11 protein-coding genes are annotated in these 12,617 nt (G+C 58.5%); 3 read left to right on the plus strand and 8 right to left on the minus strand.

Features of this window, described 5'->3' with window-relative positions; genetic code table 11:
• Together V3W40_RS03740 and V3W40_RS03745 are read right to left on the minus strand one after the other, a co-directional pair.
• Complete coding sequence (locus tag V3W40_RS03740; RefSeq protein ID WP_017734296.1) at window positions 1-1,464, minus strand: tyrosine-type recombinase/integrase; 1,464 nt, start codon at window positions 1,462-1,464, stop codon at window positions 1-3.
• A complete protein-coding gene (locus V3W40_RS03745; RefSeq protein ID WP_330214466.1) occupies window positions 1,451-2,578 on the minus strand; it encodes a tyrosine-type recombinase/integrase in 1,128 nt (375 codons plus the stop codon). The genes V3W40_RS03740 and V3W40_RS03745 overlap by 14 nt, the downstream gene beginning before the upstream one ends.
• A gap of 542 nt (window positions 2,579-3,120) precedes the next feature.
• Here V3W40_RS03745 and V3W40_RS03750 point away from each other — a divergent pair.
• On the plus strand, window positions 3,121-3,330 hold the full coding sequence (locus V3W40_RS03750; protein ID WP_090409119.1) for a YebG family protein: 210 nt from the start codon (window positions 3,121-3,123) through the stop codon (window positions 3,328-3,330).
• Window positions 3,331-3,385: 55 nt separating this feature from the next.
• On the opposite strand, the gene V3W40_RS03755 is transcribed toward V3W40_RS03750, so the two are convergent.
• A complete protein-coding gene (locus V3W40_RS03755; protein ID WP_027604689.1) occupies window positions 3,386-4,405 on the minus strand; it encodes a Leu/Phe/Val dehydrogenase in 1,020 nt (339 codons plus the stop codon).
• 185 nt (window positions 4,406-4,590) lie between these two features.
• Here V3W40_RS03755 and V3W40_RS03760 point away from each other — a divergent pair, with 185 nt between their 5' ends.
• Window positions 4,591-5,394 (plus strand): SirB1 family protein, encoded by an 804-nt coding sequence (locus V3W40_RS03760; protein WP_330214467.1) that lies wholly within the window; start codon window positions 4,591-4,593, stop codon window positions 5,392-5,394.
• Window positions 5,395-5,566: 172 nt separating this feature from the next.
• On the opposite strand, the gene V3W40_RS03765 is transcribed toward V3W40_RS03760, so the two are convergent.
• From V3W40_RS03765 to hmgA, 4 genes are read right to left on the minus strand one after another with little or no spacing between them, the layout of a single operon-like run.
• On the minus strand, window positions 5,567-6,937 hold the full coding sequence (locus V3W40_RS03765) for an MFS transporter (protein WP_330214468.1): 1,371 nt from the start codon (window positions 6,935-6,937) through the stop codon (window positions 5,567-5,569).
• A gap of 49 nt (window positions 6,938-6,986) precedes the next feature.
• Window positions 6,987-7,625, minus strand: a complete 639-nt coding sequence (gene maiA, locus V3W40_RS03770) for a maleylacetoacetate isomerase (RefSeq protein ID WP_330214469.1) — start codon at window positions 7,623-7,625, stop codon at window positions 6,987-6,989.
• Window positions 7,626-7,637: 12 nt separating this feature from the next.
• Window positions 7,638-8,924 (minus strand): fumarylacetoacetase, encoded by a 1,287-nt coding sequence (gene fahA, locus V3W40_RS03775; RefSeq protein WP_330214470.1) that lies wholly within the window; start codon window positions 8,922-8,924, stop codon window positions 7,638-7,640.
• Between the two features lie 3 nt (window positions 8,925-8,927).
• Window positions 8,928-10,211, minus strand: coding sequence for a homogentisate 1,2-dioxygenase (gene hmgA, locus V3W40_RS03780; protein ID WP_065924206.1), 1,284 nt, complete (start codon window positions 10,209-10,211; stop codon window positions 8,928-8,930).
• A 120-nt stretch (window positions 10,212-10,331) separates the two neighbouring features.
• On the opposite strand from hmgA, the gene V3W40_RS03785 reads away from it, so the two are divergent.
• Window positions 10,332-11,111 carry an IclR family transcriptional regulator gene (locus V3W40_RS03785; RefSeq protein WP_323147129.1) on the plus strand — a complete coding sequence of 260 codons (780 nt, stop codon included), beginning with the start codon at window positions 10,332-10,334 and terminating at the stop codon, window positions 11,109-11,111.
• Between the two features lies 1 nt (window position 11,112).
• Here V3W40_RS03785 and dacB read toward each other — a convergent pair whose 3' ends face one another.
• Entirely contained in the window at window positions 11,113-12,558 is a 1,446-nt protein-coding gene (gene dacB, locus V3W40_RS03790) for a D-alanyl-D-alanine carboxypeptidase/D-alanyl-D-alanine endopeptidase (protein ID WP_330214471.1), read from the minus strand.
• Window positions 12,559-12,617 lie beyond the last annotated feature (59 nt).

Consider the following 12,617-nt stretch of genomic DNA (forward strand, 5'->3'; position numbering starts at 1 on the left):
TTAGTCACCTGCTTCGATTTTAACAATCACATCTGTGATGGATTGATAAACACGCTCCAACTCTTTAAGCACTTTACTACGTTCGGATCCGTTGATTGCCGCATTCCACTTATTCAACATAGCCTCTATGTAATTCAAAGACCGGTAGTGATCGGCATCTTTCCAAGCGATAAAAAATGGACATCCGTTATAACAGCTAAAAAATGGGTGTTTAGTACAAGCAACTTGACTTCCACAGGACCCCACTACTGCGGGGGCAGCTATAACTGGGATCAGTATTGGATTACCTGGCGAAATCGGCGCTATCTTCCCTGCAAAAAATGCAGCTGTGAGCTCGGAAAAGATACCGCCTAACTTTCTTCCGACACGATCCAAGAGTGGACAAAAATCAGATACTAGGCAGTCAATATATGCGTTTACTGCGAAAAGGCTCTTATGCTCCAACACATACCTTATCTCTTCGCTAGTACATCCCTGCATGGCCATTTGTGTTGCGCCGCTATGACGAATACGATAAGGCGTCAAAATCAAGATTTCGTTGGTTCTAGGGCTAATGATTTTCTTTTTTCTGGACCAGTTTTTTATCATAGCGTCGAAATTCGATTTTGTGCCAGGTTTAGATGTTACAATTAGCCGCCCCTTAGCCTTTTGACACTCACTTACGCCTTCACGCTTTCCATACTCTAAAATTTCATTAGCTAGTTCAGCTGTAATAGGCCACAAATCACTGGGCTGTCCCGCGTTATACTTAATTTTCGGAATTCTCAAGAAGAATTCTTTTTCACCTAAAATACCTGGCGGCGACCAGAGAGCCTCAATATCCATACTTGAAATCTGCATTGGTCGCTTGAGCGTTTCAAAAGAAATCCAAACAAAAAGTCTTGCAACATTTTCATCCCATGACTCGTTCCCACTCTCAAGCATCGCTCGGCGCACCAACTCCAGCTCTGCGTTAGTCAAAGCCCCACGTTTTTTATCCCAATCCGATATAACTCTTGTCGATGGCGAGCCCACTGCAATTTGATTAAGTTCAGCAGCGTAAATTTCGTCCGCCTGGGCCAAACCATTATCAGCACAATATGTATAAAATTTTCTAAAACAAAGCCTTATAGACTTCGACGCGGTAGCGAACATCTCAAAAAGTTCATGCCATGACAACGACGAAAAATTTTTCCACTCATCCTTCCATACAACAGCCATCATCTTTAATGCTGACTTCACTTCATTTACAATTGCCGGCGTATGGTCTTGAAGTTTATCACACACATATTCGTATGCTGCATCAACTACCTGAGAGCAAAACAGGTACATGGAAAAGTCAATCCAATACCTTCTGCCCCTCCAGATACTTTCTATCCTCGGCCCAGTCACATCAATCAACAAACAGGAAGAAGGATCAGCGTAACACTTTATGAAGATATTCCCGTCGCTGTTTACATACTTCCCCTGTTCATTGACTTCCATTCTGAACCCTCCTCTTATTATTTTCAGTAACTTTTCTACGTGTAGAATCTCTCACTGCCCGGTTTGCATAAAGAAGCAAAGACGTTTCACTTCGCCATCCCCCCATATATACGATGCTATCGATTGCAGCGCTTCGGTCAGGAGATTCCTGAGCTGCAATATATAATCGGTTAAACTTTGAATGGCGAAGCAAATGCCATCTAAACGTTACTCCAGATTTCCGCTGAATGACATTTGCGATGCGGCTCGCGGCAGAACAAGACAAAGGTTTTCCTGCGCCAAAACTTCCATGCGCAACAAACAGATAATCATGATCTAAAAAATTAGTCACTCTCATCTTGCCCCTGATAAATTTCTTCATGACCCTATATTTCTTTACATACAGCTCAAGCAATCCAACTAGATCATCATCCTCAGGCTGCATATACAAATATCGACCTAGCGTTTTAACTTTTGGATTATAAGGAACTCTGGAGTCTAGATTGCTATTTCTTCTATCCAGATGAACTATTTCAACATACGGATCACTACCCGACAAATTCAAATCTTCCAACCTAAGCGATAGTGCCTCACCAATTCTTAATCCAAACGCTTTTACGAGTCGCCATAATAAATAATTTCTATGACAAATACCCTTGTCAAATTTTGCCTCTTCAAATTCATGTAGCAAGAGATTCTCGATTGAATTAATTTCACTATCGCTCAAGTCCAAAGCGAGTTTTCCTCCCTCCCCTCCAATGGTCGCCTTACTCCAAAAAAAACGCTGCGTATTAACGAGGGCAATTAACTCCACATCCGCCTTAATCAGCTCACTCGAGCTTACATAGTTGAAAACAAACCACACAACAAAAGTTTTACAGCTTTGCATTACCTGCCTATTGTAGGAGCTGATAGTGTTTGAGTCTTTGTCAACCACCTCACTGAGCCAATCCGAGAAACTTTTTATTTGTTTATAGCGAAGCCCAAATCCACTCAATAGATAGAATTCTAAATCGACTTTTCGTTCGCTAGCCCAAGTAAATAAAAATGCTACGTGATGAAACAGGGTAAATATGCTACCTTTGTTTTTTCTTTCCCCTCGGGCGTACGCTGCCTCGAAAAGCGATGCAGCCAAAGACGGAACCAGTGTTCTAGAATTGACAAATAAGCATCTACCGATCCCTTCGGCTTGAAACTTGACTAGTTTATACCGTAGATTTTTTCGACCCTTCGATATGCGAAGATTAACTTTCACAGTTCACGCCCCCATTTAGATTCGCAGGCGTCCGTCCATATGCAGCCAAACAATGCACATCGATATAGATTTTTCTTACCTATAGCGAACAATAACGAGCGAAAGATCACAGACACATAGAATTTCTTGCCCATGGGCTTAGCATCCCACCAAGCAACGCCCGGTAGACCAATTAGAGATTCGGCTCGAAATTGATATTGAAGGTGTGATCTTTTAATACACATGCGCACAACCCCGACGTCTTAGTAAACGTTCGTGGGTACAGATGCGCGTCAGCGGACTCCGACAGGCGGTCGCTATCTATGGTCCCGAGGCGTTGCGATGACGCCCCTAATTGACGATAGCGCGCTATCAGCAGGTTCGCCACTCCGCAATTTAATATATTCCTAAAATTAAGTAGGCACCTTTCGATCCACTAAATCATGGATAAAGCCGAAGCTGACCGTCATGACAAGATGCTTGAACTCGCTGAGTTGCTCGCAGAAGTGTTGCAAAAAGCCGTGCCGTCCCTGAGCGAGCAGCAGGTGGAGGAAGCCGGGATCTACATGGCGAAGAATCGCGATGTGTTTGCCAAGGCGTTCAAGAGCCAACCGGACGCGTTGTCCGAGTTGCTGAACGCGCCGGCGGAATAAAGCCCGAATTGAACAGGCCCTGAATCATGGATTCAGGGCCTTTTTAATGCGTGGTCTATTTGTAGAGCAATCGCTCGGCCAGTTCGTCCGCGACCCGTGCGGGTGAGCGTTTTTCGGCCTGGGCGTGGGCGAAGATTTCAGTCAGGCGCGTGCCGATGTTGGACAGGTGCGCGGTGATGGTAGGCAGCTCGGCGCCGCTGTGCTTGAGCGCGACGTAGATCAGGCCGCCGGAATTGATCACATAGTCCGGGGCGTAGAGGATGCCGCGGCCTTCGAGTTGGTCGGCCACTTGCAGGTTGGTCAGTTGTGCACTGGCGGAACCGGCGACGGCGGCGCAGCGGAGCTGGCCGACGCTCTGGCGGTTGAACACGGCGCCCAGGCCGCAGGGTGCGAGGATGTCGCACGGGGTGCTGAGCAAGGCGTCGTTGGCGATAGGGTGCGCGCCGAGCTGTTCCATGGCCAGTTGCACCTTGCCGTGGTCGATATCGCTGACCAGCAGTTCGGCGCCGGCGGCGTGCAGTTGTTCGGCCAGGGCGAAGCCCACGTTGCCCAGGCCCTGGATGGCCACGCGCAAGCCTTCGAGGTTGTCGCTGCCCAGGCGGGCCATGGCGGTGGTGCGGATACCGGCGAACACGCCCATGGCGGCATGGGGCGAAGGGTCGCCGGCGGCGGTGGTGCTGGTAACGAAGCGAGTGTGCTGGGCGATGCAGTCCATGTCGGCGACCGAGGTGCCGCTGTCGGTGGCGGTGATGTAGCGACCGTCGAGTTGCTCGATGCAACGACCGAAGGCTTCAAACAGCGCCGCACGGTTTTCCACATGGGCGGGGCGCAGGATCACCGCCGTACCGCCACCCACCGGCAACCCGGCCAGGGCGGCCTTGTAGCTCATGCCTTGGGCCAGGCGCGCGGCGTCCGCCACGGCGCTTTCATCGTCGGGGTAGGCAAGGTAGCGACAACCACCCAAGGCTGGGCCCAGGCGGCTGTTGTGGATGGCTATGACCGCCTTCAACCCCGTCACCGGGTCGATGCTCAGGTGCAGCGATTCAAGGCGGGTGCTGTGCATGAGAGCAAACATCGTCGAGCTCCCGAATCACTTCTTGTGTCGCCAAGTATAGGCTTGCGGCAGAAAACTGCCGAAGTGCGCTGGAATAAGCCGTCCGGTTTTGTAGGTCTTGTGACATAAGCGGATAGGATATTTCTTAAGCCACTGGACGAAAATTCCCAGCAAGGCTAAAACGGGGGCATTCGCCGGAGAATGCAATGAATCCCCGTCACGCTTTTTTCGCCTGCCTGGAACGTTCGCCCCCCGCGCTGTTTGAAGCCGCGCTGTGGATCGCCGCCGAGCATGACCCGGCGGTGCAACCGGCGTTGATCATGCAGGACCTGAAACTGCTCGAGCAACAGGTCAGCCTGGGCATGCCCCTGCTGCCGGCGGATGAACTGGGCCAACCCTTGCTGCGACGCATGAATGACCTCGGCTTCGCCCAGGATGACTTCACCCCGCTGCGCCCCGCCGCCGCCCTGCTGGACAAGGTACTGCAGCGCAAACGCGGGCAGCCCTTGGCCTTGGGGTTGATTGCCATGGAGCTGGCGCGACGCCTGGGCATTCCCATGGTCGGCGTCAACTTTCCCGGCCACTTCCTGCTGCGGGTGCCCGGTGCCGATCACCTGCTGGACCCCTGCGGCGGACGACGCCTGTACCCCAACGATTGCCGCGAGCTGCTGCAACGCCAGTATGGCCCCAACCTCAAGTTGCAGGTCGACCACTTGCACACCGCCGAACCCCGTTCGATCCTGCAACGGCTGTCCCGCAACCTGCGCCAGTTGCACCTGGCCAATGACAACCCCCTGGCCGCGCTGATCGACGCCGAGCGCGTGCTGGAACTGGGCAATGCCAGCGCTGCCGATTACCTCGCACGGGCCAGCCTGTATCAACGCCTGGACTGCCCCAACGCCGAGCGCTTCGACCTTGAACACGCGCTGATGCTCAGCGAAGACCCAATCCAACGCCTGCGCCTGACTGAACGCCTGGGGCACCTGCCGCCCAACTCCGTGGTGCATTGAACCCACTGCTCTCAAGCGCCTATTTCCCTGTGGTGAGCGGCCTTCTGTGGTGAGCGGGCTTGCCCCGCGCTGGAGTGCGAAGCGCTCCCACGATTTTTGGGGCCGCTACGCAGCCCAGCGCGGGGCAAGCCCGCTCACCACAGTGATCCTGCTCGATGTAGATGCAACATCTTCAGTGATTGGCCGGTACCTTGAGGATATCGCCGTGCAAAGAGCTCTTCGGCGCGTCAGGCGCGGGCGAGCGCACTTGAATGATCAACAACGCCGCGATCACCGCCGGAATCGCGCAGAAGAAGAAAATCTGCTGCACCGGAATATGCATCGCCAGCAGCATGCTGCCCAGCAACGGGCCCAGGATCGAGCCGAAGCGCCCTACACCCAATGCCCAACCCGTACCGGTGGCGCGTACATGCGCCGGATAAAAATTGCTGGCGAAAGCATTAAGGGTCAGTTGCCCGCCGATGATGCAAAACCCGGCGGCAAATACACAGGCCACCAGATAGCGCGGATTGTCGTGGTTCAGCCCCAGCAGCACGGTACACACCGCCGCTGCCGCCAGCACGCCGGACAACAGCCGCACCTTGTGCTTCAATCGATCGGCAAACCAGGCCATGCCGATGGCACCCAAGGTGCCGGCGAACAGGAACATCGAGGTCACCAGGTTGGCTTCACTCAACGCCAGGCCACTTTCCAGCAGCAGTGACGGCAACCAGCTGATCATGAAATACAGCAGGATCAGGCTGACAAAGAAGGTCGCCCAGATCAGCACGGTCGGGCGTGCATAGCCATGGCGAAACAGCTCCACCACCGTCAATGGGCTGCCCTGCTCGCGGCGGTTTTCGTCCTCGCTCGCCAGCGGCGCACGCCACCCAGGCAACATGCGCGCGGTGACCTTATGCAAGCGTGCATACGGCGGCGCATCGCGCAGCAGGCGCGGCAGGGATTCCGGCAGCAGCCACACCAGGAAAGGGAACAGCAGCAACGGCGTCACGCCGCCGGCAAGAAACACCGCCTGCCAGCCAAAGCCGTCGATAAATCCTGCGGCCACAAACCCACCGGCTGCGCCGCCGAACGAAAAGCCGCACGCCGCCAACGTCACCATCAAGGTGCGCAAGCGTGGCGGGGAATAGTCCGACATCAACGCCATGGCACTGGGCATCGCGCCGCCCATGCCGATACCGCAGATAAAGCGCGCCGCCATCAGCGTGGTCAGCGAGCTGGCGAAGACCATCAACACCGTGAGGCTGGCGTAGATCAGCACGCAGCCCAGCAGGATGCGGCGAACGCCAAAGCGGTCGGCCAGGGGAGTCACCAGCAGCGAGCCCAGCGTGAGCCCCAGCAGGTTGGCACTGAATACCGGGCCGAACGCGGCCTTTTCCAGCCCCCAATCCGACGCCAGCGCCGGTACCACATAACCCAGCACCTGGGCATCGTAGCCATCGGTTACCAGCAACAAGGCCAGCAACAGGAGAATCAACCACTGGTAGCGCGACACCGGACGGGCATCGAGTGCCGCGCGAAAGCTGGCAATCTGATTGTGCATCGCAAGGTACCTGTTTTTATTATTGTGCTCACGCTCTGCGTGGGCACGATCACTCAGGAGTGTCGGGTTGATTGGCAGGATGGGCCTGGATAAATGCCGGATGCTGCGCCGCCAACGCCGCCACCCTGCCGATGCGCGGATACGCCCCCAACGGCACCTTGAAGCGCTCCGCCGCATACAGTTGGGGAATCAGGAAGGCATCGGCCATGCCCGGCTGCTCGCCAAAGCAATAGCCCTTATCGCCAATCAACTGCTCCACTGCCCCCAGCCCCTGGCTGATCCAATGCCCGATCCACTCCAGCACCTGCGCCTCGTCATGTCCCCACTGACGCAACAGGTTCTGGGTGCTGGAGTTGTGCAGCGGGTGAATATCGCAGCCGATGATCGACGCCACTGCGCGTTCATGGGCACGGGTGGCCATGTCCTTGGAAAGCAGCGGCGCCTGTGGATAACGTTCGTCCAGGTATTCAATGATCGCCGCGGACTGAATCAGCAGCTCGCCGTCATCGGTGCGCAAGGCCGGCACACGACCTTGGGGGTTGATGGCCAGGTACTCCGGCTGGCGATTGGCGCCACCCGCCGGCACCAGCAGGTTGACGGGCACCGCAGTGAAATCCAGGCCCTTGAGCGCAAGGGCGATGCGCACCCGATAGGACGCCGTAGAGCGGTAGTAGGTATAGAGTTCCATCGCCCTGCCCTCCTAGCGCGCCGCGACCACGGTGCCACGGCATTCGCCGAAGCCGATGGAGGCGAAGCCTTCACGACTGCAACGGGCGCGCAGGATGATTTCGTCGCCGTCTTCAAGGAACCTGCGCACTTCGCCGCAGGGCAGTTCGATGACCTTCTTGCCGCCTTCGGTCATCTCCAGCAGGCTGCCGAACTGCCCGGCTTCAGGGCCGGACAAGGTGCCCGAACCAAACAGGTCACCGGCCTGCAGTTGGCAACCGTTGACGCTGTGGTGCGCCACCAACTGCGCGACGGTCCAGTACATATGCAGGCTGTTGCTCAGGGCGAGGCGATGAGCCGGCAGGTTTTGCTCGCGCATCGAAGCAGTGGTGATGAGTACCTCCAGCTCAATATCGAGCGCGCCGGCCGCCTGATCGCGGTTATCCAGCAGGTACGGCAGTGGCTGCGGATCGCCTTCGGGCCGCGCCGGCTGTGCTTTGCGGAACGGTTCCAGGGCTTCGGCCGTGACCACCCACGGTGAAATGCTGGTGATGAAGCTCTTGGACAGGAACGGGCCCAGCGGCTGATATTCCCAGGCCTGGATGTCCCGCGCCGACCAGTCATTGAGCAGGCAGAAACCGGCGATATGCTCGGCTGCATCGCCGATGGCAATCGAGTCGCCGATGGCGTTGCCCTGGCCGATCCAGATGCCCAGCTCGAGTTCGTAGTCCAGGCGCGCGCAGGGGCCGAAGCTTGGTTCGGTCTGGCCGGCCGGCAAGGTCTGGCCTTTGGGGCGACGGACGTCAGCACCCGAGGGGCGAATGGTCGAGGCGCGGCCGTGATAACCGATCGGCACGTACTTGTAGTTCGGCAACAGCGGGTTATCCGGGCGGAACAGTTTGCCGACGTTTTGCGCATGCTCGATGCCGACGTAGAAGTCGGTGTAGTCGTTGATCTTCGCCGGCAGGTGCATCTGGCAATCGGCGGCGCGGTGCAGCACCTGCGCTTCACGGGCCTGCAGCTTGCTGCCCTCGGCGAGCAGCTCCAGGAGGCGCTCGCGCAAGGCCACGCGCGGGCCACGGCCCAGCTCGAAAAAGGCGTTCAACTGGCCGCCCGCAGTCGCATCAACGGCGCGGCGGGCTTCGCCTTCAAACTCATCCACGGCGGCGTGCAGGTCGAGGATCGCGTCGCCAATCGCCACGCCACTGCGCGGCACCGAGCCGTTGATGCTGAACACACCCAGCGGCAGGTTTTGCAGGGGGAAATCACGGTGACCATTGGCGGAGGCTACCCAACTGCGGGTAGGGGTTGGCTGCGTCATGGGTTATCTCCGGTTCGGGTTGAAGGTGACGGGCAACGAGGCCCAGCACGCGTCATAGGAAGGTTGCAGTTGCGGGCACTCCAGGGCGAACTGAGTGGGACGCAGCACTTGGCTGGTCTCGAACATGAAGGCCATGGTGTTATCGATCTTGTGCGGTGCCAGGTCCACGTTGATGGCCTTGGTGCAGGTCTCGCCGTCCGGGCCGTGGGCGCTCATGCAGCTGTGCAGCGACGCGCCACCGGGCAGGAAGCCTTCGGCCTTGGCGTCGTAGGCGCCCTGGATCAGGCCCATGTACTCGTTCATCAGGTTGCGGTGGAACCACGGCGGACGGAAGGTGTTCTCGGCCACCATCCAGCGCGGCGGGAAGATCACGAAGTCGAGGTTGGCCAGGCCGTGCACGCTGGTGGGCGATGTCAATACAGTGAAGATCGACGGATCGGGATGATCGAAACTCACGGTGCCAAGGGTGTTGAAGCGGCCCAGGTCGTATTTGTACGGCACGTTATTGCCGTGCCAGGCCACCACGTTCAGTGGTGAATGGTCCAGCTCGCACGCCCACAGTTCACCGAGGAATTTCTGCACCAGCGTGGTCGGTTGCCTGAGGTCTTCGTAGTGGGCCACCGGGGTGAGGAAGTCACGCGGATTGGCCAGGCCGTTGCTGCCGATAGGCCCCAGGTCCGGCAGGCGCAGCGGCGCGCCATGGTTTTCGGCGACGTAACCGCGCGCCTGTGCATCCAGCAGTTCGACACGAAATTTGAGGCCACGGGGCAACACGACAATGTCCAGCGGCTCGACGTCCAGCACCCCCAGTTCGGTGGCGATGCGCAGGCGGCCCTGCTCGGGCACGATCAACAGTTCGCCGTCGGCATTGAAGAACACGCGGTCCATCGAGCGGTTGGCGCGGTAGGTGTAGATGCTGATGCCTGAGGGTTTTTCCGCCCCTGAGTTGGCCACCATGCCGACCAGGCCGTCGATAAAGTCCGTCGGCTCACTCGGAATATCCAACGGGTTCCAACGCAGGCGATTGGGCGTCACCGTCCCCAACGGGCCGCCGGCCAGCTGCCGCTCCAGCTTGACGAACGCCGGGTGATTGGCCGATGGCTGGATGCGGTACAGCCAGGTGCGGCGGGCTTCGCTGCGCACCATGGTGAAGGCGGTGCCGGAAAACAGTTCGGTATACAGCCCGTAGGGTGCTTTTTGCGGAGAGTTCTGGCCGACCGGCAAGGCGCCGGGCAGGGCTTCGCTGGCGAATTCATTGCCGAAGCCCGACAGGTATTCGAGGTTCATGGATCATCCTCAAGGCGGAAGTTGTTTTTATCGTAATCCAGTTACGCATAACGTAATTTGATCACTATCGACCGTCAAGCTATAAAGACGCCCATTCATCTCTCGGATTCTCGCCCCTCCATGGAAAAGCCCCGCGACACCGGTAAACAGAAAGTCCGCTCGGCCGAAGTGGGCACCGACATCCTCAAGGCCCTGGCCGAACTGTCGCCCTCCACGTCGTTGTCGCGGCTGGCCGATCATGTGCAGATGCCGGCGAGCAAGGTGCATCGTTATTTACAGGCGCTGATCGCCTCGGGTTTTGCCGAACAGAACACTGCCACCAACCATTACGGCCTGGGGCGCGAGGCGCTGCGCGTGGGCCTGGCCGCGCTGGGCAGCATGGACGTGCTGAAAGTCGGCGCGATGCCCCTGGCAGAGCTGCGCGACGAGTTGAATGAAACCTGCTTCCTGGCGGTATGGGGCAACCAGGGCGCGACGGTGGTGCAGATCGAACCGGCAGTACGCGCGGTGACGGTGGTGACGCAATTGGGGTCGGTGTTGCCTCTGCTCAGTTCGTCCACCGGGCTGGTGTTCAGTGCCTTCCTGCCGTCGCGGGAAACCGTCGAGTTGCGTGAGCGTGAAATCCAGGCCGGCACCGCCCATGCCCTCGCCGACGACCAGGCCTACGCCATGGCCTGTGAACAAATCCGCCGGCGCGGCCTGCACTTTGTGCATGGCCTGCTGATGCCGGGGGTGGATGCGCTGTCGGCACCGGTATTCAACGCGGTCGGGCACGTGGCGGCGGTGATGACCGTGGTCGGCCCCACCTCGCTGTTCCACGCCGACGAAGATGGCCCGGCGGCGCAGCGTTTGCTGGCGGCGACCCAGGCCGTGAGTTGGCGGATGGGCTACCAGCCCTGAGCTAGTCGTGCCACTGGGCCAGCGCCAACGCCATGCGGTTCTCGAGGGCGCGGACAGGGGCTGCGTCGCTGACGTAGTTATTACTGATCATCGAAAACACCAGGCGCCGTCCCTCGGCATCGGTGATATAGCCGCTCAGCGATGATACGCCGGCCATGGAGCCGGTCTTGGCGTGCAGGTTGTTTTCCGCAGCCGTCCCGCGCAGTCGATAGCGCAGGCTGCCGCCGGTCATACGGTCGGCATTGCCGGCAATCGGCAAGGCGTTGTACCAGGCATCGAACCAGGGCTGTTTGGCGCTAGCCAGCAGCAGGTCGGTCAGGTTCTGCGACGAGACCAGATTGCGCCGCGACAAACCTGAGCCATCCACCTGGCTGAGCGTCGCCGGGTCCAGGCCCTGGCGCTGCATGAACGCCGCTACCGCCACCACGCCCGCCGCCGCCGTACCCGCGTTGGCCGTTTTGCGGCCCATGGCCTTGAGCAACGCTTCGGACATGTTGTTGTTCGAGAGCTTGAGCAGCGGTGTGATCAAGTCCTGCAACGGCGCCGATTGATGCTCCGCCAACACCGTCGCCGTCGCGGGGCTGGCGCCACCGATCACGCGCCGGCCCAGCACCTGGATGCCCTGCTGCGCCAAGGCCTGCTCAAACAGATTGGCCACCAGTTGCGTCGGTTCCCACACACTCACCCACTGCCGACTTTGCTTGCCCGGGGCGAGCGCGCCGCTGAGTTGCAGCAGGTTGGTACCGTGCTGGCGGGTAATGGCGTAGCTGTTGCCGGGGCCGCTGACGGCACGGTTGCTCAGTTGCACGTAGTCGGTGGACGGGCTCAGCATCACGCTTACTGGCTGGCCGAGCGCGACGGGCGCCTTCGCGGTGACAAGCAAGGTGCCCGCGTCAAAATCCGCATTGGGAGACACCGTCAATGCCGAAATCTGCGCGCCGTAGTAGGTGCTTTCATCGTCTTGCGCCCAATCCACGCCCAGGCGTTCGGCGTCGAACCAGGTGTCGTCGAAAACCAGGTCGCCTTGTACCTGGCGCACGCCCCGGCTCGCCAACTGGGCGGCCAATGCCTGGTAGTCGACGAACTGCGTGGTCGGGTCGCCGAGGCCGCGCAGGTACAGGTTGCCGGCCAGGCGCTCGCCTTGCCGGGTGCCGTTGCTCAACAGCTGGGTGGAAAAACGGTATTGCGGCCCCAGCACATCCATCGCCGCAGCGGTGGTGAGCAACTTAAGGTTGGAAGCCGGAATCAGACGGGTGCGCGGGTTGTGCTGATAGAGGGTACTGCCGCTGAGGGCGTCGCGCACCATGATAGAAACCGTGGCGCCGTTGAGGACAGGATCGGCCAACAGCTGATCCAGGGTTGAAGGCGTGGAAGGCTGCGAAACACTCGCGCAGCCGCCCAGTAAAACGCTCAGGCACAGCAGGTGCAGCCATCGTCCAAAGTGCATCAGTACTGTGTTCCGCAAAGCCATTAATGGCCGCAACGCTAACAGCTCCGTACCTTTGT

Source organism: Pseudomonas sp. AM8 (assembly GCF_036346475.1).
Classification (GTDB): Bacteria; Pseudomonadota; Gammaproteobacteria; order Pseudomonadales; family Pseudomonadaceae; genus Aquipseudomonas; species Aquipseudomonas marginalis.